Below are 24,147 nucleotides of genomic sequence, written 5' to 3' on the forward strand. Positions count from 1 at the left end.
GATTTGCAGCACTAAAGCGGATAAAATACATTATAGCCGCGCCGGGCGAACGGCAGAAAGACGCGGCAAGGCGCAAAAATGGGTGTTGACAAGGCGGAAAAAACGAGTAAAATTGCAGCCATAGAAAGCAACGGCGCTTTCGGATGAGGTTTCATCCGGGAGCGCCGCTTTTTTGTGCCTTTAGGGGCGCAAAAGGGGAAAGGAGAGCTGTTATATGACGAAGAATGTGCCTGAACTGTACGGCAGCCTGGTGTTTGGCGACCGCGTCATGCGGGAAAAGCTGCCAAAGGACGTTTACAAAGCCCTGCGCAGGACTATCGACGAGAACCTGCCGCTGGAGCGAAGCGTGGCCAACGCGGTGGCGGTGGCCATGAAGGAGTGGGCTGTGGAGCACGGCGCCACCCATTTCACCCACTGGTTCCAGCCCATGACCGGGTTCACCGCGGAAAAGCACGACAGCTTCATCTCCCCGGTGGGAAACGGCGAGGTCATCATGGATTTCTCCGGCAAAGAGCTCATCAAAGGCGAGCCGGACGCGTCCAGCTTCCCCTCCGGCGGCCTGCGTGCCACCTTTGAAGCCCGGGGCTACACCGCCTGGGATCCCACCAGCCCCGCCTTCATCAAGGACGGAACTCTCTACATTCCCACCGCCTTCTGCTCCTACAGCGGTGAGGCGCTGGACAAAAAGACTCCGCTGCTGCGTTCCATGGAGACCCTGAGCCATGAGGCGGTGCGCATCCTGCACCTGCTGGGGGACGAGGCAGTTACCAGCGTGACCACCACCATCGGCCCGGAGCAGGAGTATTTCCTGGTGGATAAGGCCCTCTATGAAAAGCGCAAGGATCTGGTGTTTACCGGCCGCACGCTGTTGGGCGCGCCCGCGCCGAAAGGGCAGGAGATGGAGGATCACTACTTCGGTGCGCTGCGTCCCCGTGTGGCGGCCTTCATGCACGACCTGGACGAGGAACTGTGGAAGCTGGGTGTACCCGCCAAGACCAAGCACAACGAGGTCGCTCCCGCCCAGCACGAACTGGCCCCGGTGTACGACACCGCCAACATCGCCGTGGATCACAACCAGCTGACCATGGAGATGATGAAACTGGTGGCCGACCGCCACGGCCTGGCCTGTCTGCTCCACGAAAAGCCTTTCGAGGGCATCAACGGCTCCGGCAAGCACAACAACTGGTCCCTCATCACCAACACCGGTGCGAACCTGCTCTATCCCGGCCGCACTCCCGCGGAAAACACCAAGTTCCTGGTGTTCCTGATGGCGGTCATCAAGGCGGTGGACGAATACGCCGATCTGCTGCGCGTGTCCGTTGCTACCGCGGGCAACGATCACCGTCTGGGCGCCAACGAAGCGCCGCCAGCCATCGTGTCGGTATTCCTGGGCGACGAGCTTACCGCCGTGCTGAAAGCCATCGAGAACGACGAGTATTTCGGCAAACAGGAGAAGGTGGCCATGCAGATGGGCACGTCGGTCATCCCCCAGTTCTTCAAGGATACAACCGACCGCAACCGCACCAGCCCCTTTGCCTTCACCGGCAACAAGTTCGAGTTCCGCATGCCCGGTTCGTCTTTGTCGGTGTCCGGCCCCAACGTGGTGTTGAACACCGCTGTAGCTCAGGCCCTGCGGGAGTTCTATGATGAACTGAAGGACGCCGCCCCCGACGGGATGGACGCCGCGGTGCACGAGCTGGTGAAGCGCGCCATCAAAAAGCACAAGAAGGTCATCTTCAACGGCAACGGCTATACCGACGAGTGGGTGGCTGAAGCGGAAAGAAGAGGGCTTTACAACCTGCGTTCCACGCCCGAGGCGCTGCCGCAGATGGTGGCGGAAAAGAACATCCGCCTGTTCACTTCCCATCACATCTTTACCGAGGGCGAGGTGCGCTCCCGCTACGCCATCCTGCTGGAGAACTACTGCAAGACCCTGCATGTGGAAGCAAAGACCATGGGCATGATGGTGCGCGGACAGTTCCTGCCCGCAGTGCTCACTGCGGTGGACGGCCTGGCCGCCTCCATCAACGCCTGCAAGACGGCGGCGCCCGCCGCTTCCTGCGCCGCCCAGCAGGCCCGGCTGGAACAGCTGTCTGAAAGCTACGGCCGGATCGACGCGGCCCAGAGCAAGCTGGAAGAGGCGCTGGCCAAAGCAGAAGCCCTGGGCGACGGCCAGGAGGCCGCCTGCTTCTACCGGGACGAGGTGCTGCCTGCCATGGATGCTGTGCGCGGTCTGGCGGATGCCGCTGAAGGTTACCTGCCTGCCGGTGTGCTGCCTTATCCCGATTACAGCGCTCTGCTCTTTTCTGTGTGATTTCCCGTTGACAAACCTCAGAGACGAGCTTATAATGACTTTTCGTTAGGACAAGGGCGTCCATCGCTCCGTCGTTTTCGGCGGGGTGATGGACGCCCTCTCTTTTTTTGCAAAAGCGCAGGGAGCAGAGGTGGATTTTTATGGCAAAGCATATTTTCGTCACCGGCGGCGTGGTGTCGGGCCTGGGCAAGGGCATCAGCGCGGCCAGCCTTGGCCGGCTGCTCAAGCAGCGGGGCCTCAAAGTGGCAGCCCAGAAGCTGGACCCTTACATCAACGTGGACCCAGGCACCATGAGCCCGTACCAGCACGGTGAAGTGTTTGTCACGGAGGACGGCGTGGAGACTGACCTGGATCTGGGGCACTATGAGCGGTTCATCGATGAGGATCTGAACAAGCTCTCCAACCTCACCAGCGGCCGGGTCTACTGGAACGTGCTGCACAAGGAGCGGGCAGGGGAGTATCTGGGCCGCACGGTGCAGACCATCCCCCACATCACCGGGGAGATCAAGCAGTTCGTCTACGGTCTGGGGGATTACACCGGCGCGGATGTGGTCATCACCGAGATCGGCGGCACCATCGGCGACATCGAAAGCCAGCCTTTCCTGGAAGCGCTGCGCCAGATCAGCCGGGAAAAAGGGCGGGAGAACTGCATGTTCCTCCATGTGGTGCTGGTGCCCTGGCTCAAGTGCTCCGGCGAGCATAAGACAAAACCGGCCCAGCACTCGGTGCGGGAGCTGCAGAGCATGGGCATTATGCCGGACGTCATCATCGCCCGGTGCGACGAGCCGCTGGAGGAGGGCATCCTGCAAAAGCTGGCCGCTTTCTGCAATGTGGAGCCGGACTGCGTCATTGAAAACCGCACCCTGGGCAGCCTTTACGAGGTGCCGCTGATGCTCCACGCTGCCGGGCTGGACGATCTGGTCTGCAAGCGGCTGGGTTTTGAGACGAAGGAGCCCGACCTCACCGAATGGTCTGCCCTCTGCCGGCGCATCAATGACCTGCAGAAGAGGGTGAACATCGCCATCGTGGGTAAGTATGTGGAGCTTCACGACGCATATCTCTCGGTGGTGGAGGCACTGAACCACGCGGGATATGCCAACAACGCCGCTGTAACTCTGGACTGGGTGGACTCGGAATCTCTCACCCCCGAGACGGTGGATGCGCGCCTGGCAAAGGCGGACGGCGTTCTGGTGCCCGGCGGATTTGGCAAGCGGGGCATCGAGGGTATGGTGCTGGCGGCGGATCGGGCCCGCCGGAACAAAGTGCCTTACTTCGGCATCTGCCTCGGCATGCAGATCGCGGTCATCGACGCCGCCCGTACCCTGGCGAACCTGCCCGGGGCCAATTCCCGTGAGTTCGACCCCGAAGGCGACGCCTGTGTCATCGATCTCATGCCCGACCAGCAGGGCAACCTGCCCAAGGGCGGCACCATGCGGCTGGGAGCCTACCCCTGCGCGGTGCAGCCCGGCACGCTGCTCCATCGCATCTACGGCCAGAGCATGATCAGCGAACGCCACCGCCACCGTTACGAGGTGAGCAACGACTTCCGCGCGGCGCTGAGTGAGGCGGGTGTTGTGTTCAGCGGCCTTTCGCCCGACGGACGGCTGGTGGAGGCCATGGAACTGCCCGGACATCCCTTCTTTGTGGGGGTGCAGTATCACCCGGAGTTCAAGAGCCGGCCGGACAAACCTCAGCCCATCTTCCGCGACTTTGTTGCCGCTGCTCTGAATCATCAGAAATAAAAAAACAAGCGCCCCGGGGATACTCCTCGGGGCGCTTGTTGTATCTGTAAAGCATATCAGCCTTTCAGCCAGGCGCGCAGGCGCTCCATGGCGGCACGGGCGTTTTCTTCGCCCGAGAAGGCCGACAGGCGGAAATAACCCTCGCCGTTTTCGCCAAAGCCGCTGCCAGGTGTGCCGATGATGCCGGCGTTTTCCAAAAGGGCGTCGAAGAACTGCCAGGAGTCCAGTCCCTTGGGGCACTCCATCCAGATATAGGGGGAATTCTTGCCGCCGCAGTACCAGACGCCCAGTTCGTCCAGAGCTTCGGCCACGATGGCCGCGGCCCGCAGGTAGGCGGCAATGTCCTCTTTGCAGGCGGCCATGCCCTCGGGGGTGAACACCGCTTCGGCGGCACGCTGGATGGGATAGGCCACGCCGTTCATCTTGGTGCATTGGCGGCGCAGCCACAGATCATGCAGGTTCTGCCCCTCACGAACAAGGCCGTGGGGCACCACAGTATAACCACAGCGCATGCCGGTGAAGCCGGCAGTCTTGCTCAGACTGCACACTTCAATGGCGCACTTTTCAGCGCCCTCTACTTCATAGATGCTGTGGGGCAGGTCGTCCCGGATGAAACACTCGTAAGCCGCGTCGTAGAGGATGACCGCGTCATTGGCTAGGGCCCAGTCCACCCAGACGTTCAGCTGCTCTTTGGTGTAGGCCGCGCCGGTGGGGTTTGCGGGGCTGCACAGATAGATGAGGTCGGCGTGGGTGTCCTTGTCCGGCAGAGGCGCAAAACCGTTCTCGCGGGTGGCGTCAAGGTATTTGACTTTTCGACCTGCCATCAGGTTGGAATCCCGGTATACGGGGTATACCGGGTCGGGCAGCAGCACTACGCAGTTTTCCGAAAACAGGTCCGGCAGGTTTCCCAAATCGCTTTTAGCGCCGTCGCTGATGAAAACATCCTCTTTTTCCAGATGTACGCCGAAGCCCGCGTAGTGGCCCAGCACTGCCTCGCGCAAAAAGTCATAGCCCTGCTCGGGGCCGTAGCCGTGAAAGCTCTCGGCGTGGGTCTGCTCCTCGGCGGCCTTGATCAGAGCGTCGATGACCGGGCGGCGCAGGGGCCGGGTCACGTCGCCGATGCCCATGGGGATGAGCGCCTTTTCCGGATGGGCGGCGCGGAAAGCTGCCACCCGGCGCGCTACTTCACTGAACAAATAACTTTTAGGAATGGTATCAAAGGAATGGTTGATGATCTGAGCCATGGCTTGTGTCCTTTCTGCCCCGCGGGCCGGAAAATAAACAAACGGCATCCAGGCCGGCCCGCAAGGCGGGCGGCTTGAACGCCGTTGTTCGACCCTAAGGATAGCATTCCCCGCTCTGCTTGTCAATAAAATATCTTGACGCGGCAGGCGCGGGCGGGTATAATACCATTGATCGAAACAGCAAAGGCGCTGCGTTCTCCCCCAAGGGCAACGTAGCGCTTTTTGCAATTTTCCACAGCTTTAAAGGAGGGGATCTCCATGACCCACACCCTTGACCAGCTTCTCCGTTTTGTGGAGGAAAACGACATCAAGTTCATCCGTCTGGCGTTCTGTGATATGTTCGGCGTGCAGAAAAACATCGCCATCATGTCCAGCCAACTGCGCCACGCGGCGGAGCAGGGGGTGTCGTTCGATGCTTCCGCCATTCCCGGCTTTGCCAACGTGGCCGAGTCGGACCTGTTCCTTCAGCCGGACCTGGACACCTTCGCCCTGCTGCCCTGGCGGCCCAGTGAGGGCTGTGTGGGGCGGTTGTTCTGCGACGTGCGCTACCCGGACGGCCGCCCCTTTGAGGGGGACGGGCGGGCTTTGCTGCGCAGCACCGAGCAGGCGGCGGCAAAGGAAGGCTATCACTTCCTGCTGGGGCCGGAGTGCGAGTTTTACCTCTTTGAGACCGACGAACACGGCCAGCCCACCCGCACCCCCTTCGACCAGGGCGGCTACTTTGACCTGGCGCCCATCGACCGGGGTGAGAATGTGCGCCGCAACATCTGCCTGACCCTGGAGGAGATGGGCATCCAGCCCGAGCGCAGCCACCACGAGCAGGGCCCGGGCCAGAACGAGATCGACTTCCGCTGTGCGTCTCCGTTGCAGGCGGCGGACGATCTGATGACGGTGCATACGGTGGTCAAGGCCATCGCAGGGCAGCACGGCCTGTTTGCGTCTTTCCTGCCCAAGCCTTTGCCCGGCAAGAGCGGCAGCGGCTTGCATCTGAATTTCTCGGTCATCAAGGACGGACGGAACCTTTTTGAAAACTTCAAGGACCAGCCGGACCCGGTGGCAGCGGCATTCCTGGCGGGTATTCTGCGCCGGGTGCCGGAGCTGACGGTGTTCGCAAACCCGCTGCCGGGTTCTTATCAGCGGCTGGGCTGCTGCGAAGCGCCGGGCACGGTGAGCTGGTCCTGCCAGAACCGCTCCTCGCTGGTGCGGGTGCCGGCCGCCACCGGTGCGGATTGCCGCATGGAGCTGCGTAGCCCGGACCCGGCTTGTAACCCTTATTACGTCACCGCTCTGTTGCTGGAAGCCGGCATGGAGGGCATCCGGGACGGCCTGCCGCTGCCTCCCGCAGCGGACCGCGACCTGTTTGCGGCCGGCGGTGCAGGCCCGGTGGCAGCCACGCTGCCCGCCAGCCTTGCACAGGCGGTGAAAGTGGCGGAAGAAAGCCGCTTCTTGCAGCAGACGCTGCCGTCCCGTTTGCTGGATTCCTACCTTGCGCAGAAGCGGCGGTTGGCTGCGGCCAGCGCCGGGGCAGAGGACCCTCACGAGTACGAAATGCAGCAGTATTTTGATCGCATCTGACGGAACATTCCCCCGAAAAGGCAGGTGAAGGGCATGGCAGGCGTTTGGATCGTCGGCGAAAAACAAACTCACGAAGCGCTGAAAAGCGTGTTTGCGGCGGGCGGGTCTGCCGTGTGCTGCACCAGCGCGGGGGAGGCCCGCCGGAGCTTTACCGCAGGTGGAGGCAGTCTGATGGTCATCAACGCCCCGCTGCCGGACGAGTTCGGCAGGGAACTGGCCATCCAGGCGGTGGAAAGCGGCCTGGACGTCATCTTTCTTTGCGCCGCGCCCCAGGCGGACAAGGTCGCCGCAGGGCTGGAAAAATACGGGGTGCTGGTGCTGCCAAAGCCCCTCTCCCGCCAGCAGGCGGCCTTCGCGGTGCGCCTTCTGCGCGCCGGCCATCAGCGGATGCAGAAAATCATCGACCAGAACCGCCGCCTTACAAAGCGGCTGGACGAGGCCCGGGTCATCTGCCAGGCCAAATGCCTGTTGGCGCTGCATGCGGGTCTCACCGAGGAGGAGGCCCACCGGCTCATCGAAAAGCGGGCAATGGACGCCCGCATCTCCAGCCGGGAAGCGGCCCAGGCCATCATCCGCACCTACGGCGAATCATAAAAAAACAACACAGGGCAGGGCAAAGGCGCCCGCCGGGCAAGGGAGTGTTTTCTCTTGCCGTCACGGCGCCTTTGCCCTGCCTTTTTGTTATGAAAAAAGAAAGAAGGGACCTTCATCATGGAAAAACTTCCCCGTTATATTCCCATCGACTATTCCAAATACGCTCCGGACATCCCGCCCGAAAAGCGGGAAACTTTCTTTGGCCTGCCCCAGGATGTGCAGTATTGCAAAGAGTGCGTGATGACCGACCAGAAGCCCAACAGCTGCTATGAGTTCGAGCACACCATCCATTCCAAGAAGAAGACCATGGTCATCCAGGAGGACGGGGTCTGTGACGCCTGCCACGCCTGCCATAACAAGGAAGGCAAAATTGACTGGGCCGACCGGGAGCGTCAGCTGCGGGAACTGTGTGACCGCTACCGCAAGACCGACGGCAGTTACGACTGCCTTGTGCCGGGCAGCGGCGGCAAGGACAGCTTCTATGCCGCACATCTGCTGAAATACAAGTACAGCATGCACCCGCTCACGGTCACCTGGGCGCCCCATATCTACACCCCCTGGGGCTGGCAGAACTTCGAGGCGTGGATCCACGCGGGGTTCGACAACTATCTGTGCACCCCCAACGGTCTGACTCACCGGCTGCTCACCCGCCTTGCCACCGAGAATCTGTTCCACCCCTTCCAGCCCTTCATCCTGGGTCAGAAGCAGCTGGCCCCAAAAATGGCCGCCAAGTTCGGCATCCCGCTGGTGTTCTACGGCGAGAACGAGGCCGAGTTCGGCAATCCCATCGCCGACAATGACAGCGCATTGCGGGACGAGCACTTTTTCGCCACCAACGATTTCGACCACATTTATCTGGGCGGTGTGTCCCTGCGCCAGCTGGAAGAGGACTTCAAGGTGGACAAGGCGGACCTGGCCATCTATCTGCCCAGCGACACCTCCGACGTGGAGAAGAACCACATCCAGGTGCACTACATGGGCTACTACGAAAAGTGGCATCCCCAAGGCGCTTACTATTACAGCGTGGAGCACGGCGGCTTTGTGCCCAGCCCCGAGCGCACGGCGGGCACCTATTCCAAATACAACTCCATCGACGACAAGGTGGACGACTTCTTCTACTACACCACCTATATCAAATACGGCATCGGCCGCTGCACCTACGACGCGGCCCAGGAGATCCGCAACCACGAGATCACCCGAGAGGAGGGCGTGGCCCTCTGCAAAAAGTTCGACGGCGAGTTCCCAATGCGCTTTGCCCAGGATTTCTTCCAGTACATCTCCATCGATAAAAAGCACTTCGGCGCTGCCGCCGACTGCTTCGAGCAGCCGGAAATGGACCTGGATTACTTCATGCATCTGGCGGACCGTTTCCGCTCGCCCCATCTGTGGCAGTATGAGAATGGCCGCTGGAGCCTGCGCCACACGCCCTTTGATGGGGAGAGCCTTTGCGACTACGGCGCGCCCCGGAAGGAGGGGCAGGCATGAACCGAAAAATACGCCTCATCGCCCGCCTGGATGTGAAGGACGACTTTCTGGTGAAGGGCATCCAGTACGAAGGCCTGCGCAAGCTGGGGGACCCTCACGACTTCGCCCGTCGTTACTATGAGCAGTGCATCGACGAGATCCTGTATCTGGACACGGTGGCCAGCCTCTATGAGCGGAACAATCTGGGTAATATCCTGGAGCGCACCACCGCCGACGTGTTCATCCCCATCACGGCGGGCGGCGGCCTTCGCAGTGTGGAGGATGTGGGCGCTGTGTTGAAAAGCGGCGCGGACAAGGCGGCCGTGAACACCGCCGCCCTGCGCCGCCCGGCGCTCATCACCGAGATCGCCCGCGCCTTTGGCAGTCAGTGCATGGTGCTCAGCATCCAGGCCAAGCGCCGGGATCCGGCCCGCCCCGCTGCCGGTTGGGAGGCCTATTACGACAACGGCCGGGAGCACTCCGGCCGGGACGTTCTGGAATGGGTAAAACAGGCGGTGGCTCTCGGCGCGGGGGAGATACTCCTCTCCAGCGTGGACAAGGAGGGCTTTCAAAAGGGAATGGACCAGGAGCTGATCGCCGCGGTGGCGAGGCTGGTGGATGTGCCGGTCATCGCCGCCGGAGGCGCTTCCTGCGCCGAAGACGTGGCCGCCGCGGCAAAGGGAGGAGCCGACGCGGTGGCGGTGGGCAGCATCCTGCACTACGGCAAGACTGACGTGCCCGCGCTGAAAGAAGAAGTGCGGGCCTTGGGCGTGGAGGTGAGACGATGAGGCCGATGGTGACAGTGGTGGATTACGGGCGCAGCAATCTTTTGAGTGTGCGCCGTGCGCTGGAACATTGCGGCGCGGATGTGCGCTTTGCCGCCGAACCGGGGGAGATTCTGCGTTCCAAGGCGCTGGTGCTGCCCGGCGTGGGCGCCTTTGCCGACGGCATGGCACAGCTGCACCGCCAGCATCTGGTAGAGCCGCTTCTGCAAAAGGCAGGGGAGGGAACGCCGCTGCTGGGCATCTGCCTTGGCATGCAGATGCTGCTGGATTCCAGCACCGAGGGCGGCTTCAACAAGGGCCTGGGCCTTGTGGAAGGCACGGTGAAACCACTGCCGCCCCAAACGGCGGACGGCTCACCGCTGAAGGTGCCTCACATTGGCTGGAGCGCCCTGACCCTTGCCCCCGGTGCGGAGCAAGGCCTTTTCAAAAACACGAAAAACGGCGATGAGGTTTATTTTGTCCACAGCTTTCAGGCGCTGCCCCACCGCAGGGAGGACTGTGCCGCCACGGTGGAATACGGCGGCCATACCGTTTGCGCTGCGGTGCAGCGGGGGAATGTGACAGGATTTCAGTTCCACCCGGAGAAAAGCGGTCCGGTGGGCCTTGCCATGCTGCGGGCCTTTGTGGAGGGGCTGGGCTGACTCGCGGCGTTGACGAAGGGGCGCGCCGGGCGTTATAATCATGGAAAACCAAAACAAAGGAAAGTGACCGGAAATGAGCCCCGTCAAAGCCATCAAAGCGGCATATTTCAGCCCCTCCGGCGGCACAAAACGCGCCGCAATGCTTCTGTGCGAGCAGTTCGGACTGCCGATGGAGTACATCGACTGCACCTGCCCGCCCGCAAAGCTGCCCACGGCTATCCCTGTGGCAAAGGATGAGCTTCTGGTGCTAGCATTGCCGGTGTACGGCGGCTTCGGTCCCCGGGTGGAGGGCCTTTTCAGCCAGCTCCGCGGCCAGGGCGGCCCCTGCGTCATTCTGGCGGCCTACGGCAACCGAGACTATGAAAACGCGCTGGCGGCTGCCGCGCGGCAGATGACCGAGCAGGGCTTTGTCTGCGTGGGTGGCATCGCCCCCATCACGCCCCATGTGTTTGCGCCGTCCCTGGGCGCGGGCCGGCCCGACGAAGAGGACATGCCCGCCTTTGCAACCTTTGCCCAAAAGGTGCTGGCCGCCTGCGAAAATGTGCCCCTGCGCCCCGCCGCCCTGCCCGGCGATGCGGACGCACCCCGCAAACCCCTGCACCCCATTGGGCGCAGCCGGGACAAGGACCGCTGCAACCATTGCGGGCGCTGTGTGCGTGCCTGCCCTGCCGGAGCGCTGAACGAACTGCTGGAAGTGGACAGCACAAAATGCGTCAACTGCCTTGTGTGCCGTTTTTCCTGCCCGACGTATGCCTGGCAGTTCGACACCAGCCAGACGAAGGCCTGGTTGGAGGAAAACTTCTCTGCCCGCCGCGCGGTGGAGTGGTTCGCGTAAAAAAGAAGGCCCGGAGAACGTCTCCGGGCCTTTTCCTGTTCTTAATAGGTGTGGTCGCACACTTCGTTGATCTTTTCCCGCAGGGCAACAAAATCGCCAAAGGCCATTGGCTTCTGGCTGGGATTGCGCAGCAGGGCGGCAGGGTGCAGGGTGGCCATGAACCAAACGCCGTTCTTCTCTTCGAATACACCGTGTTCCTTGGTCACCGAAATGTCCGGGCGGATGAGCCGCTGGGCAGCGATACGGCCCAGACATACAACGATCTTCGGGCGGATGATGCGGAACTGCTCCCGCAGCCAGGGCAGGCAGGCGTCCCATTCCTCAGGCAGAGGATCGCGGTTTTCCGGCGGGCGGCACTTGACGATGTTGGCGATGAACACGTTTTTGTCCCGCGCCAGATCCACTGCGGTGAGATACTGGTCCAACAGCTTGCCGCTGCGGCCCACAAAGGGCAGACCCTGTTCGTCCTCGTTTTTGCCGGGGCCTTCGCCGATGAGCAGCACTTCCGCCGTTTTGGGGCCGGTGCCGAACACCACGTTGGTGCGGGTCTCACACAGGCCGCACTTGCGGCAGGCCAGACACTCCTGTTTGAGCTGTTCAAAATCCATCGGTGGTGATTCCTTTCCGGCCGTGTGCAAAAAAATGCGCCGGCCTTGCACATTTGCGCTTATTATATCACAAAATGCGGGGTTTTGTCTTGAACTTTTTAATGTGCGTGCTAAAATAGATACGGTAAATGGAAACGCTGCGCCGCTTTATCGGCTCAGCGCTGCATAAAGGGAGGAAATATCACAATGAAATTTTTGGTTGAGACCTCTGCCCGTCATGTGCACGTCTGCAAGGAGACCCTGGAGACCCTGTTCGGCGCGGGCTATGAGCTGACCGTTAAGAAGCCCCTGAGCCAGCCCGGCCAGTACGCCTCCAACGAGCGCGTCACTGTGGTGGGCCCCAAGCGTGAGCTGGCCAATGTGTCCATCCTCGGTCCCTGCCGCGGCGCCGATCAGGTGGAGCTGTCTGCCACCGACGCCCGCTCCATCGGCATCTCTGCTCCCGTGCGCGAGTCCGGCGACACCGCCGGTTCCGCCGGCTGCAAGCTGGTGGGCCCCTGCGGTGAGGTGGAGCTGAAGGAGGGCGTCATCGTGGCCAAGCGCCACATCCACGTCACCCCTGAGGACGCCGAGAAGCTGGGCGTGGCCGACAAGGAGATCGTCAAGGTCGCCTGCGGCAGCGAAGGCCGTAAGCTGGTGTTTGACGACGTGGTCATCCGCGTGAGCGAGAAGTTCGCCACCGCCATGCACATCGACACCGACGAGTCCAACGCCTGCGGCGGCGCCAGCGAGGGCGAGATCGTCAAATAAGCTTTTTCAGAGCAAAAAACAGCCCGTCCGAAGAGGCGGGCTGTTTTTATTCTGGAAGGTTGCATTTGCCGAAAGTTTTGTGTATAATATATCTGTTCGGACAGAGCCAAAACCGTGCGCTGTTCGGCATACGGATGCGGGCCCTGCGCGACGAGGCGCCATGAACCATGTCAGGCGGGGAACCGAGCAGCATTAAGTGGTCTGCCGCGTGCGCCGCAGTCAGTCTGCATCCGTATGCCGAGCGGCGTAAAGGCGGGGGAGCATTCCTCTGCGGGCCTGTCCGTTTTTTGTAGTATTTTCCAAAGGGGGTGCCGGCGTGTACCGGGCATTGTACCGCAAATGGCGGCCCAGCCGCTTTGAGGACGTGGTGGGTCAGCAGAACATCGTGGCCGCGCTGCAAAACCAGATCGCAGCCCACCGTGTGGGCCATGCCTATCTGTTCACCGGCACCCGCGGCACCGGCAAGACCACCTGCGCCAAAATCTTCGCCAAGGCGATCAACTGCCCCCACAACGAGAGCGGCGACCCCTGCGGCGAGTGCGAGGTGTGCCGGGGCATCGACGATGGCTCCATCCTGGACGTGGTGGAGATCGACGCCGCCTCCAACAACGGCGTAGACAATATCCGCGACCTGCGGGATGAAACGGCCTATACGCCCAGCGTTTGCACCTATAAGGTGTACATCATCGACGAGGTGCACATGCTCTCTACACCGGCGTTCAATGCGCTGCTGAAGATCATGGAAGAGCCGCCTTCGCATGTGGTGTTCATCCTGGCCACCACCGAGATCCACAAGGTGCCCGCTACCATCCTTTCCCGCTGCCAGCGCTATGATTTCGGGCGCATCCGCCCGGAGGACATCGCGGGCCGGGTGCGGCAGGTGGCGAAAGAGGAGGGCCTGGAACTGGACGAGGCGGCGGCGCAGCTCATCGCCCGTCTGGCGGACGGCGCGCTCCGCGACGCGCTCTCCATTCTGGATACCTGCGCCGGTGTGGGCGAGGCCATCGACGAGGCGCTGGTGCGACGGATGGCCGGCGTCACAGACCGGAGTTATCTCTTCGCCATCAGCGATGCGCTTGCGGGCGGAGACGCCGCGGCGGCGCTGGAGCAGGTGGCAAAGCTGCGGCAGCAGTCGGTGGACATGAAACGGCTGTGCGAGGAGCTGATCGCCCACTACCGCAATCTCATGCTGGCCGCGCTGCCCGGCGGCAAAAACCTGCTGGCAGGCGTGCCTCCCGAAGAAGAGGCGCTCTATCTGCAAAAAGGGGAGGGAACTTCCCAGCAGAGCAGTGTGCGGGCCATTCGTCAGTTGGGCGAAGCCATGGAAAAGATGAGCCGCGGAACAGACCCGCGCATCGAGCTGGAACTGGCGCTCTTCGCCATTTCCCGGCCGGTCGCGGAGCCTGTGGCCGTTCAGGTGCAGGCAGCTGCGCCTCAGACCCGCCAGCCCGCGCCCTTTGCGGCCGCGCCCGCAGCACCATCTTCCGCATGGCAGCCTGCCGCGCCGACGCAGACCCCGGCCCCGGCCCAGACTGCGCCTTCGCCGGCCCCTGTAGTCCAGGAAGAGCCAGCCCCTGAGCCGCTGCCCTGGGAAGGCCAGCCGATGGAGGAACAGCCGGTGCCGGAGCCGAAACCCCGCCCGGCGCGCCCTGCGGCGGCAAAGCCCGCTGTTTCCGGCCCGCCTCAGCCCTTTGACGCCTGGCCGCAGGTGCTGGAGGTGCTCAAAAAGCGGGATCACATGCTGCCCGCCTACCTCAAGGGCTCCAAAGCCTATTACGACGGGCGGCGGGTGCTTATTGACGGCGGCGACATTTTCCGGGAGTTTATCCGCCAGAACAAGGATTCCCAGGCCTTGCTCAAGGCCATCATTCAGGAAGTGAGCGGCCTTGCCTGCGGTATCGGCCCCTACACGCCGCCCGCGGAACAGGCGGCCGAACACCCCACGGTGGAGCAGGCACTGAAAGATCTTGAAAACCACGGTGTAGATGTGGTATACAAGGACAAAGAATAAGAATAGAACAGATAAAGGAGAAGATCCCCATGAAAGCAAGACTGCCCCAGGGCTACGGCAAACCCGACGTGAACGCGCTGATGCGCCAGGCCCAGAAAATGCAGGAAGACATGAAGACCAAGCAGGAGGAGCTGGAGAACACCGAGTACACCGTCAGCGTCTCCGACGGCATGGTGGAGGTCACTATGACCGGCAAACACCAGGTCACTGCCATCCACATCAAGCCCGAGCTGGCCGATCCCGATGACATCGAGATGCTGGAAGATATGGTCGCCGCTGCGGTGAACGAGGCGGTGCGCAAGGTGGACGAGGACGCCGAGGCCGCCATGCAGAAGATCACCGGCGGGGCGAACTTCCCCGGCCTGTAAGGGGGAGCGACCATGGGATACAACGCGGCGCCTCTGGAGCGGCTGGTGGAGCAGTTTTCCAAGTTCCCGGGCGTGGGGCGCAAAGGCGCAACGCGCATGGCATATCAGGTGCTCAGCATGCCTGCCGCCGAAGCCATGGAGCTGGCCCGCGCCATTGAAGAGGCGCACACCAAACTGCACCGCTGCCGCATCTGCCAGGATTACACCGAAAACGAGGTGTGCCGCATCTGCTCTTCGCCCAAGCGGGACACCAGCGTTATTTGTGTGGTGGAAAGCCCCCGGGATATCACTGCGTTCGAGCGCACCCGGGAGTACAACGGCCTGTATCACGTGCTCCACGGCCTCATCAGCCCAATGGACGGCATCGGCGCCGACCAGCTGTGCGTCAAGGAACTGCTGGCCCGCCTCACCGACGGCACCGTGAAGGAAGTCATCATGGCCACCAACCCCACGGTGGAAGGGGAAGCTACGGCTATGTATCTGGCAAAACTCATCAAGCCTCTGGGCATCAAGACGACGCGGCTGGCCTACGGTCTGCCGGTTGGTTCCAGCCTGGAATACGCCGATGAGACCACACTGTTCAAGGCTCTGAGCGGCAGGGGAGAACTGTAAAGCAAAATTCCGTTACACTGCTAAACATGCCCGTTCAGGCAAAGGAGAAAACACAGATGCCCGAGCAAGTGAAAACCAAAACCATTGCCCTGAACCGGCAGGCCCGCCATGAATATTTTGTGGTGGAAAGCCTTGAGACCGGCATTGAACTGGTGGGCACTGAGGTGAAAAGCCTGCGTATGGGGCAGGTGAACCTGAAAGATTCCTGGTGCGATGTAGAGGATGGCGAGCTGTATGTGCGGGGAATGCACATCAGCCCTTACGAAAAAGGAAACATCTTCAACCGCGATCCTCTGCGCGCCCGCAGGCTGCTGGCTCATAAAAATGAGATCCGCAAGCTGGCACAGGAAGTGAAATTGCAGGGGTACACTCTGGTTCCGCTGGCCCTTTATTTCAAGCATGGCCGTGTGAAGCTGGAGCTGGGCCTGTGCAAGGGCAAAAAGCTATACGATAAGCGTGAGACTGCGGCAAAACGTGCCGCCCAGCGGGACATCGACCGCGCGATGAAAGAGCGCAGCCGCTGAATCGACAAAAAGCCCGGACATTCGCACAGCAGCGAGTGCCCGGGCTTTCTTTATTGCTGGTGGCAACAAAAAATCCGAACCTCTTCCAAGGTTCGGATTTTTGTTTGGTGGAGATAAGCGGGATCGAACCGCTGACCTCTTGAATGCCATTCAAGCGCTCTCCCAGCTGAGCTATACCCCCATATTGGTGCTGCCGTTTCAAGGCTGCTTCGCTATTATATCAAACGCTATGTACCTTGTCAAGAGGAAAATTAAAAAGAAATGGGAAATGTGTAACTTGACGAAAAAATTCAAATCTCTTGTTTCACCTCTGAAATAGGTTTATAATGAAGCTGATTTGGCTTCCGTTTACTTATATAATAAGCATTAAAGAGCTGCGGTGCCAAACCGAAATTTGCTCTGGCAGGCAATCACCCTGCGTTTTTTGGAAGGAGATGTTTTGCAATGAATGGCACCAATGAATTGCTGCGCGCCATTTTAAAGATCGACGAGGAGGAGCGGGTACGCACCCAGGCCACCGAGGAGTATCGCCAAAAAGCACAGGCCGACAAGGCTGCGAAGGAAAAGCAGCTGGAGGAGCAGGCGATGGAGGATATGCGTCGCGACGTGGACGCATTCGCGCAGGCGGAGAAAGAGCGCGCTGAAGGCGAGCTTGCCGCCCAGGCCAAGCGCAAGCAGCAGATCCTGGACCAGCTGGACCAGCAGCTTGAAAAAAATCAGGACGCCTGGGTCGATACCATTCTGACCCGAGTGTTGGGCGGGGGGCAGTGACATGGGCAACACCCAGGCGTCTAACGCCATTTTGGCAAAGGCGCGGGCGATGTACGGCCGCCGGCTCACCGCACGAAACTATCAGGAACTGCTGAACTGCCGCGACTTGCCGGACCTGATCAGCTACCTCAAGACCCGCACCGCCTATTCCGAGGCGCTGCAGGCGGCGAACCCGGCCACCACCCATCGTGCTCACCTGGAGACACTTTTACGGCTCAATCTGTTTGAGCAGTACGCCTCCCTGTGCCGGTATGAGATGAACATCGGCCACGACTTCTATCGTTACTTTATCATCCGCAGCGAGGTACAGGCCATCACCACCCGTCTGCAGGAACTTCATGCGCCGGATGGGGATGTGTCCATTTACACCATGCCGGACTTCATCAAAAAGCATTCCTGCCTGAACCTCAACGCCATGTCCATTGCCACCAGCTTCAAAATGCTGGTGCTGGCGCTGGAAGGCACGCCTTACGCAAAGGTGCTGCGCCCCTTTGCAGACGATCCTGACTTCGCGCTGGAAAACAGCGGTCTGCTGGAACTGGAAGCAGCGCTGGACAGCTTCGTCAACACCCAGGTGGAACAGATCGCTTCTACCAAGTTGTCGGGCAAGAGCAAGGAAGAGATGCTGTATCTACTGCGCCGTCAGAGCGATCTGCGGGCCATCGCAGATATCTACCGCCTGAAGAGCGTGCTTCGGGCCGACCAGGCGTTTATCCGCAAGCGGGTGAGCCTGAGCGTTTCCAACATGACGCCGCGTCAGCTGGAAAACCTCATGGACGCCCAGGACGCCCAGGATGTGATCCACCGGTTGGTGAACACGCCTTATGCTTCCGAATTCTACGGCGCGAGCTTCGACTATATCGAAGAGGGCGTGCGCAAGATCGACTATCGCTGGCATCTGAAAAAGCTGCGCTTTTCCACTAACCCCAGCGTGGTGCTGTTCTGCTACATCTTTTTGGCTGAAAACGAGCTTACCAACATCGTGCACATCATCGAGGGCGTGCGCTATGGCCTTGCCCCGGACGATATCGCCACCCTGCTGGTAGGCGTGGGCGATTAAGGGGGTGCCGCAATGTTTTTTGACCCCAAAATGCAGCTTGTCTGGGTGGACGGTCCCCTGGAAAAGCTGGACGCATTCATCGAGGGCTGCTGCGTGGACGGCAAGCGGGTGCATCCCGCCCGGGCGCTGGACCACATGAGCGCCTCCGCGGGCTACGCCGCGCTGAACGAGGACAATCCCTGGGGCCCGATGGTGGAGCAGATCGAGGCTCTGGCCAAAGAGTTTGAGATCCCGGTGGTGGAACCTACTCTCGCAGACGGCCGCGCTCAGGGAACGCGGGACTATCTCGCCGACCTGAACGAGCGTCTGGAGACTCACCGCAAGGATCGGGAACTAATGGAAAAACAGCTGGAGATTTGCACAAAGGGTGCCGAGTCCTTCGCGCACTTTTCCTCTCTGGATGTGCCGGTGGAACTGACCCAGCAGTGCGAGTATGTGAAGATCCGCTTCGGCCGCCTGCCCAAGCGTGGGTATGCGATGCTTCAGAAGGATTTCAGTTCCGACCCCTACATCCTGTTCGTCCCCTGCAGCGAGGACGACAAGGCCCTCTGGGGCGTCTACTTTGCACCGAAGAAGGACGCGGCTCGTGTGGACGGCATCTTCTCCGAGGCGTTTTTCGAGCGTGTCCGCCTGCCCGGTGCGGCGGGCACTCCCGAGCAGATCGTGGCGAACCTGCAAAAGAACATCGAACTTTTGAACAGCGAGATCGCCGAGGTAAACGGGCAGATGGCCCGGCTTTGGAACGAGGAAAAATGGAAGGTCGCCGGCATCTATGCTTCGGTCTGCAGTCTTGCCCGGCTGTTTGAACTGCGCCGCTGTGCGGCGGTGCGGGGCGAACACTTCTTCTACTGTGTGTGGGTGGCGCAGCCGGATATCCCGGCTTTCACCGATGCATGTTCCGGCGTGGGCGGGTTGAATCTTGCCCAGGACATGACGATGCCCATGCGCCGCTGGAAACAGGAGAATCCCGAGCAGTGATGAAGGCCGCTGAATCAGCGGCCACGACCGAAGGTCGGTATGACCCGAAAGGATGATGAGGATACATTGGCCATTGAAAAAATGAAACTGGTGCGGGTGGACGGCCTGCTCAAAAATCTGGACAGCGTCATCTACAACTGCTGTCTGGACGGCAACTTCCATCCGGAACCGGCGATCCAGCACATGTCCGGCTCCCTGGGTTACATCACCCTCAGCGAGGACAACCCCTATACCGCCCATGTGCAGAAGATGGAGGAACTGTTCCAGCTGGTGGGGGAGAGCGCTCCGGCGTTGAGCGCCCAGACCGCCCGCGACATCCAGCCGGACGACAAGGAAAAAATCGAAGAGCTCGCCGAGAGCCTGGCCCGCATGCAGACCGAGAAAGCGGAGCTGGAAAAGGAAAAGAGCGAACTGGAAGAAAAGAAAGCCCAGTTCAGCCACTTTACCGGCCTGGATATGCCCTTTGACGAGATCATCAAGGGCGAGTACATCAAGGTGCGTTTCGGCTTTCTGCCCAAGGCCAGCTACGCCCGCATGATGGTGGCGTATGCTGAAAACCCCCATGTTCTGTTCGTCACCTGCAGTGAGGACAAGGGCGGTTACTGGGGCATTTATTTTACGCCGCTGCAGAATGCCGACGAGATCGACGGCATCTTCGCCACTCTGTTCTTCGAGCGTCTGCATCTGCCTGAAGCTTCCGGTACCCCCGAGTCCATCGTAAAGCAGCTGAGCGATGAGATCGCCGACTGCCAGAAGAAGATTGAGGAGAAAGAAGCCGAGATCACCCGCTGCTGGGCCGAGCAGAAAGAGACCTGCAGCGAGATCTACCAGCAGCTGAAGTGGCATGAGGAAGCCTTTGACCTTCGCCACTACGCTGCTTACCGCGACAACTACTTCTTCCTGGTGGGCTGGGTGCCCGCCGCGCAGGCGGATGCTTTTGCCGAGAAGGTCAAGCAGATCCGCCATATGCGGGTGACCATCTCCGACCCGGAAGAGGTGGAGAATGCGACCCCGCCCACCAAGCTGAAGAACCCCTGGTTCGTCAAACCTTTCGAGTTCTTTGTGGACATGTACGGCCTGCCCAGCTATGGTGAGATGGATATCACCGCCTTTGTGGCCATCACCTTCACGGTGCTGTTCGGCATCATGTTCGGCGATTTGGGCCAGGGCGCTGTGCTGGCCGTGGGCGGCTTCATCCTGTGGAAATGGAAGAAGATGGCCCTTGCCCGGCTCATCGTTCCCTGCGGTATCTCCAGCATGGTGTTCGGCTTCATGTTCGGCTCCGTGTTCGGCTTCGAAGAAGCGCTGAATCCGGTGTATGAGATGCTTGGTATGTCCGGCAAGCCCATCAGTAACTGGCCCGGTACACCCCATTCGGTGCTTGACACCGCCGCCATCAACCCCATTCTGGTCTGCGCCATCTTCATCGGCGTGGCGCTGGTTCTGGCCGCTATGGTGCTGCACATCATCGCCGCTGTGCGCAAAGGCCAGTGGGGCGAGGCGATCTTCTCCAACAACGGCCTGGTGGGCATTCTGGTCTACTGCGGCGGCGTGTCCTTCGTCAGCGACTTCATGAGCGGTCCCCATTTCCTGCCTTCCGGGGTGGCTTTTGCCCTGATCGGCGGCGGTCTGGTGCTGCTGTTCTTCAAGGAGATCCTGATCGGCCTTGTGGACCGTCATCCCAACTGGAAACCCGAAAGCTGGGCGGACTACTGCATGCAGAACATCTTCGAGCTGCTGGAGTATGTGCTGAGCTATTTCAGCAACACCGTTTCCTTCCTGCGTGTGGGCGCTTTCGTCTTTGTCCACGCGGCCATGATGATGGCCATCTTCAGCCTGGCTGGCGACCCGGTCAACCCCATCGTTGTGATTTTGGGCAACGCCCTTATCATCGCGCTGGAAGGCCTGCTCTCCGGTATCCAGGGCCTGCGTCTTGAGTTCTACGAGATGTTCAGCCGCTGCTACGAGGGCGGCGGACATCCCTTCAAGGGTGTGAGCCTGACCGACAAGGCCGAGTGAGTTTTTCCCATTGCCAGAACAGGACGCCGGAGCCTTCCGGCCCGGCACCCTGTTTTCAATACAAGACATTAAATTGATTTGGAGGATTTAACCATGAATACTTTCCTGACCATCTGCCTGATCGTTCTGCCCCTGAGCCTGCTCATGGGCTTCGCTGCCTACCTGGCCCGTCAGTCTGCCAAGGGCATGCCTGTCAAGCGCACCCTGAGCCTGAATATCACCGCCTTCGTGGTGGTTCTGCTGCTGGCCGCCTGCTTTGCCTTTGCTGTAAGCGCTGAGGGCGAGACCGCCACCGCTGTTATGACCGCTGCCGAGCGCGCTGCCAGCAACGAGAGCATGGGCCTGGGCCTGATCGCTGCCGCTCTGGTCACCGGTCTTGCCGGCATCGGCGGTGGTATGGCCGTGGCCGCCGGCGCTCCTGCCGCTATCGCCGCCGCCTCCGAGGATCCCAAGAGCTTCGGTAAGAGCCTGATCTTCGTGGCTCTGGGCGAGTCCATCGCTCTGTACGGCGTCGTTATCTCCATCCTGATCCTGAACAAACTGGTATAAAGGAGGCGCAGCAATGCGTTTCTTTCTGATCAGCGACAACACCGACACCCAGACCGGCATGCGGCTGGCGGGCATTGAAGGCGTGGTGGCCCACACCGCCGAGGAAGTGACCAACGCCTTTGAACTGGCCCTTTCGCAGCCGGACATCGGCATGATCCTGGTGACGGAAAAGATCGCCGACGATTTCACCGAGATCGTCAACGACGCGAAGAAGGACCAGGAGGGCCCGCTGGTGCTGGCCATCCCGGACCGGCACGGTTCGGCCCTTGGCCGAGACCGCATCACCCGCTATGTGCGTGAAGCCATCGGCGTTAAGATTTGAGGTGCAGCAAATGATTGAAGAAAACGAGCGCGCGGCAAAATTCATGCAGGCCATCCAGCGGGACGGCGAAAAGCGCCGCACCGCCATCATCCAGGCCATCGACGAGGAGATCGCCGCAGAGCTGGAGAAGGTAAAGACCGCCGCCGCCGCCAAAGCGGGGCAGATGGGGGACTATGAAAAGGTCCGCCTGCAGGAGGAGACCAACCGCAAGCTGTCTCACAGTGTGGTGGAGACCGGCGCCGAGCTGGCCGCCCGCCGCAGCGAGATTTCCCAGAAGGTGTTCGACGCCTGCGAAGAAAAACTTGCCGCCTTTACCGCAAAGCCGGAGTATGCCGACTATCTGAAAAAGAGCGCCGAGGCCCTTTTACAGCTGCTCCACGCGGACAAGGCTGAATTCTACGCCCGCCCGCAGGACGTGGAGGCCGCGAAAGCAGTGCTTCCTGCTGGCTGCGAGGTGACCGCCGACGCCACCATCCGTCTGGGCGGCCTGCGCGCCAAGAGCGGCGCGGTGGAGGCGGATGACACGCTGGATATGAAGCTGGAAGCCCAGAAGGATTGGTTCCTGCAGAATTCCGGTATGTCCATCGCCCTTTAATTTCGAAAACCGAGGTGAACCGAATTGGCTCAAAATCTCATCTACAGCATCAACGGCCCGGTGGTCACCATCAAAGGCAAGACTGACCTTTCCATGATGGAAATGGTCCATGTCGGCAACGACCATCTGGTGGGTGAGGTCATCCGTATGGACGAAAACCTCACCACCATCCAGGTCTACGAGGAGACCAGCGGCCTTGCGCCCGGTGAGCCCGTGACCACCACCGGCGGCCCCCTGTGTGTTACGCTGGGCCCCGGCATTCTGCGCAACATCTACGACGGCATCCAGCGGCCGCTGCCCGCACTGGAAAAATCCAGCGGCCCCTTCATTGCCCGCGGCTGCAACATTCCCAGCCTTGACGCCGAGGCCAAGTGGGACGTGACCGTGACCGTGAAGGTGGGGGACAAACTGGTCCCCGGCCAGGTCTATGCCACCTGCCCCGAGACCCCGGTCATCCTGCACAAGTGCATGGCCGCTCCCGGCGTGGAAGGCACCGTGACCTGGGTTGCGGAGAACGGCAGCTACACCGTGAACGACACCGTTGTGCGCATCACCGATAAGAACGGCAACGAGAGGGAACTGACCCTGTGCCAGAAATGGCCCATCCGCCGTCCCCGTCCCGTGCAGGCCCGCATGCCCGCCCAGCGCCCGCTGATCACCGGCATGCGCGTGGTGGATACCATGTTCCCCATCGCCAAGGGTGGCGCTGCCGCTATCCCGGGCGGTTTCGGCACTGGCAAGACCATGACCCAGCACCAGCTGGCAAAATGGTGCGACGCCGACATCATCATCTACGTTGGCTGCGGCGAGCGCGGCAACGAGATGACCCAGGCGCTGACCGAGTTCGGCGAACTGATCGACCCCAAGACCGGCCGGCCTCTGACCGACCGCACGGTGCTGATCGCCAATACCTCCAACATGCCCGTGGCCGCCCGTGAGGCGTCCATCTACACCGGCATCACCCTGGCGGAGTACTACCGCGACATGGGCTACCACACCGCCATGATGGCCGACTCCACCAGCCGCTGGGCCGAGGCTCTGCGCGAGATCAGCGGCCGTCTGGAAGAGATGCCCGCCGACGAAGGCTATCCCGCTTATCTGCCCAGCCGTCTGGCCGAGTTCTACGAGCGCGCCGGCTATGTGCGCGCCCTGAACGGGGAAGAGGGCTCCGTTACCGTTATCGGCGCCGTCAGCCCTCCGGGCGCTGACTTCTCCGAGCCTGTCACCCAGAACACCAAGCGTTTTACCCGCTGCTTCTGGGCGCTGGACAAGGCTCTGGCTTACGCCCGCCACTACCCGGCCATCAACTGGAACACCAGCTACACCGAGTACATCACCGACCTGGCCCCCTGGTACTACGACAATGTGGGCCCGGATTTTCTGTCCTGCCGCGAGCAGATCGCAAGCCTGCTGCTGCAGGAGACCAGCCTGATGGAAATCGTCAAGCTGATCGGCTCCGACGTGCTGCCCGACGACCAGAAACTGGTCATCGAGATCGCCCGTGTCATTCGTGTGGGCTTCCTGCAGCAGAACTTCTTCCATGACCAGGATACCTATGTCAGCCTGGAGAAGCAGCTGAAGATGATGAAGGTCATCCTGCATCTCTACGAGAAGAGCCAGGCGCTGGTGGCCCGGCAGATCCCCATTAGCAAGCTGCTGCGTCTGGGCCTGTTCGACAAGCTGGTCAAGATGAAGTACGATATCCCCAACGACAAGCTGGAAATGTTCGACGAGTACACCGCCGAGATCGATCAGAAGATCGGCGAGCTGCTGCGCGCTTAACAAG

At 61.0% G+C, this 24,147-nt stretch carries 23 protein-coding genes, 1 tRNA gene and 1 other RNA gene; 22 read left to right on the forward strand and 3 right to left on the reverse strand.

Annotated elements, in window-relative coordinates; translation table 11 throughout:
• Window positions 1–214: 214 nt before the first annotated feature.
• Together ACMNAY_RS04465 and ACMNAY_RS04470 are read left to right on the forward strand one after the other, a co-directional pair.
• Window positions 215–2,314 (forward strand): glutamine synthetase III, encoded by a 2,100-nt coding sequence (locus tag ACMNAY_RS04465; RefSeq protein ID WP_418718544.1) that lies wholly within the window; start codon window positions 215–217, stop codon window positions 2,312–2,314.
• Window positions 2,315–2,454: 140 nt separating this feature from the next.
• Window positions 2,455–4,056: a CTP synthase gene (locus ACMNAY_RS04470; protein WP_418718545.1), complete on the forward strand. Its 1,602-nt coding sequence runs from the start codon at window positions 2,455–2,457 to the stop codon at window positions 4,054–4,056.
• Between the two features lie 56 nt (window positions 4,057–4,112).
• Here the strand turns inward: ACMNAY_RS04470 and ACMNAY_RS04475 are convergent, their stop codons facing one another.
• Window positions 4,113–5,300 carry an LL-diaminopimelate aminotransferase gene (locus ACMNAY_RS04475; protein ID WP_418718546.1) on the reverse strand — a complete coding sequence of 396 codons (1,188 nt, stop codon included), beginning with the start codon at window positions 5,298–5,300 and terminating at the stop codon, window positions 4,113–4,115.
• 258 nt (window positions 5,301–5,558) lie between these two features.
• On the opposite strand from ACMNAY_RS04475, the gene ACMNAY_RS04480 reads away from it, so the two are divergent.
• The 6 genes from ACMNAY_RS04480 to ACMNAY_RS04505 all read left to right on the forward strand — a co-directional run bounded on the left by ACMNAY_RS04480 (window position 5,559) and on the right by ACMNAY_RS04505 (window position 11,194).
• Window positions 5,559–6,875 (forward strand): glutamine synthetase family protein, encoded by a 1,317-nt coding sequence (locus tag ACMNAY_RS04480; RefSeq protein WP_394975703.1) that lies wholly within the window; start codon window positions 5,559–5,561, stop codon window positions 6,873–6,875.
• Between the two features lie 33 nt (window positions 6,876–6,908).
• Window positions 6,909–7,469 (forward strand): ANTAR domain-containing response regulator, encoded by a 561-nt coding sequence (locus tag ACMNAY_RS04485; protein ID WP_394969022.1) that lies wholly within the window; start codon window positions 6,909–6,911, stop codon window positions 7,467–7,469.
• 117 nt (window positions 7,470–7,586) lie between these two features.
• Window positions 7,587–8,954 (forward strand): N-acetyl sugar amidotransferase, encoded by a 1,368-nt coding sequence (locus ACMNAY_RS04490; RefSeq protein ID WP_418718547.1) that lies wholly within the window; start codon window positions 7,587–7,589, stop codon window positions 8,952–8,954.
• On the forward strand, window positions 8,951–9,721 hold the full coding sequence (hisF, locus tag ACMNAY_RS04495) for an imidazole glycerol phosphate synthase subunit HisF (protein ID WP_418718548.1): 771 nt from the start codon (window positions 8,951–8,953) through the stop codon (window positions 9,719–9,721). The genes ACMNAY_RS04490 and hisF overlap by 4 nt, the downstream gene beginning before the upstream one ends.
• Entirely contained in the window at window positions 9,718–10,359 is a 642-nt protein-coding gene (gene hisH / locus ACMNAY_RS04500) for an imidazole glycerol phosphate synthase subunit HisH (RefSeq protein ID WP_394975697.1), read from the forward strand. Before hisF ends, hisH begins: the two co-directional genes overlap by 4 nt.
• 73 nt (window positions 10,360–10,432) lie before the next feature.
• Complete coding sequence (locus tag ACMNAY_RS04505) at window positions 10,433–11,194, forward strand: 4Fe-4S binding protein (RefSeq protein ID WP_418718549.1); 762 nt, start codon at window positions 10,433–10,435, stop codon at window positions 11,192–11,194.
• A 41-nt stretch (window positions 11,195–11,235) separates the two neighbouring features.
• Here the strand turns inward: ACMNAY_RS04505 and ACMNAY_RS04510 are convergent, their stop codons facing one another.
• The gene (locus tag ACMNAY_RS04510; RefSeq protein WP_418718550.1) at window positions 11,236–11,802 is read right to left on the reverse strand and encodes a uracil-DNA glycosylase; all 567 of its coding nucleotides are present in this window, start codon (window positions 11,800–11,802) and stop codon (window positions 11,236–11,238) included.
• A 186-nt stretch (window positions 11,803–11,988) separates the two neighbouring features.
• On the opposite strand from ACMNAY_RS04510, the gene ACMNAY_RS04515 reads away from it, so the two are divergent.
• From ACMNAY_RS04515 to smpB, 6 genes are all read left to right on the forward strand, one after another.
• The gene (locus ACMNAY_RS04515; protein ID WP_394969034.1) at window positions 11,989–12,552 is read left to right on the forward strand and encodes a PduL/EutD family phosphate acyltransferase; all 564 of its coding nucleotides are present in this window, start codon (window positions 11,989–11,991) and stop codon (window positions 12,550–12,552) included.
• A 134-nt stretch (window positions 12,553–12,686) separates the two neighbouring features.
• Window positions 12,687–12,785: signal recognition particle sRNA small type (gene ffs, locus ACMNAY_RS04520), an RNA gene on the forward strand.
• A gap of 83 nt (window positions 12,786–12,868) precedes the next feature.
• Window positions 12,869–14,563, forward strand: a complete 1,695-nt coding sequence (dnaX, locus tag ACMNAY_RS04525) for a DNA polymerase III subunit gamma/tau (protein ID WP_418718551.1) — start codon at window positions 12,869–12,871, stop codon at window positions 14,561–14,563.
• Between the two features lie 29 nt (window positions 14,564–14,592).
• Complete coding sequence (locus ACMNAY_RS04530; protein ID WP_418718552.1) at window positions 14,593–14,931, forward strand: YbaB/EbfC family nucleoid-associated protein; 339 nt, start codon at window positions 14,593–14,595, stop codon at window positions 14,929–14,931.
• Window positions 14,932–14,943: 12 nt separating this feature from the next.
• Window positions 14,944–15,543 (forward strand): recombination mediator RecR, encoded by a 600-nt coding sequence (gene recR, locus ACMNAY_RS04535; RefSeq protein ID WP_394975690.1) that lies wholly within the window; start codon window positions 14,944–14,946, stop codon window positions 15,541–15,543.
• Between the two features lie 56 nt (window positions 15,544–15,599).
• Complete coding sequence (gene smpB, locus ACMNAY_RS04540; RefSeq protein ID WP_394969040.1) at window positions 15,600–16,067, forward strand: SsrA-binding protein SmpB; 468 nt, start codon at window positions 15,600–15,602, stop codon at window positions 16,065–16,067.
• A 105-nt stretch (window positions 16,068–16,172) separates the two neighbouring features.
• Here the strand turns inward: smpB and ACMNAY_RS04545 are convergent.
• A tRNA-Ala gene (locus ACMNAY_RS04545) sits at window positions 16,173–16,248 on the reverse strand.
• A gap of 263 nt (window positions 16,249–16,511) precedes the next feature.
• Here ACMNAY_RS04545 and ACMNAY_RS04550 point away from each other — a divergent pair.
• The 8 genes from ACMNAY_RS04550 (at window position 16,512) to ACMNAY_RS04585 (ending at window position 24,143) form a co-directional block, all read left to right on the forward strand.
• Entirely contained in the window at window positions 16,512–16,838 is a 327-nt protein-coding gene (locus ACMNAY_RS04550) for a hypothetical protein (protein WP_394966615.1), read from the forward strand.
• 1 nt (window position 16,839) lies between these two features.
• Window positions 16,840–17,898: a V0D/AC39 family V-type ATPase subunit gene (locus ACMNAY_RS04555; protein ID WP_418718553.1), complete on the forward strand. Its 1,059-nt coding sequence runs from the start codon at window positions 16,840–16,842 to the stop codon at window positions 17,896–17,898.
• A 12-nt stretch (window positions 17,899–17,910) separates the two neighbouring features.
• Complete coding sequence (locus ACMNAY_RS04560) at window positions 17,911–18,876, forward strand: hypothetical protein (protein WP_418718554.1); 966 nt, start codon at window positions 17,911–17,913, stop codon at window positions 18,874–18,876.
• Window positions 18,877–18,915: 39 nt separating this feature from the next.
• Window positions 18,916–20,895, forward strand: a complete 1,980-nt coding sequence (locus ACMNAY_RS04565; RefSeq protein ID WP_418718555.1) for a V-type ATP synthase subunit I — start codon at window positions 18,916–18,918, stop codon at window positions 20,893–20,895.
• Window positions 20,896–20,988: 93 nt separating this feature from the next.
• Window positions 20,989–21,444, forward strand: coding sequence for an ATP synthase subunit C (locus ACMNAY_RS04570; protein ID WP_394975683.1), 456 nt, complete (start codon window positions 20,989–20,991; stop codon window positions 21,442–21,444).
• A 13-nt stretch (window positions 21,445–21,457) separates the two neighbouring features.
• Window positions 21,458–21,766, forward strand: coding sequence for a V-type ATP synthase subunit F (locus ACMNAY_RS04575; RefSeq protein WP_177521811.1), 309 nt, complete (start codon window positions 21,458–21,460; stop codon window positions 21,764–21,766).
• Window positions 21,767–21,776: 10 nt separating this feature from the next.
• Window positions 21,777–22,361 carry a V-type ATP synthase subunit E gene (locus ACMNAY_RS04580; RefSeq protein WP_418718556.1) on the forward strand — a complete coding sequence of 195 codons (585 nt, stop codon included), beginning with the start codon at window positions 21,777–21,779 and terminating at the stop codon, window positions 22,359–22,361.
• Window positions 22,362–22,385: 24 nt separating this feature from the next.
• The gene (locus ACMNAY_RS04585) at window positions 22,386–24,143 is read left to right on the forward strand and encodes a V-type ATP synthase subunit A (protein WP_394966628.1); all 1,758 of its coding nucleotides are present in this window, start codon (window positions 22,386–22,388) and stop codon (window positions 24,141–24,143) included.
• Window positions 24,144–24,147 lie beyond the last annotated feature (4 nt).

The organism is Candidatus Allofournierella merdipullorum, from assembly GCF_048426865.1.
GTDB classification, from domain to species: domain Bacteria; phylum Bacillota; class Clostridia; order Oscillospirales; family Ruminococcaceae; genus Allofournierella_A; species Allofournierella_A merdipullorum.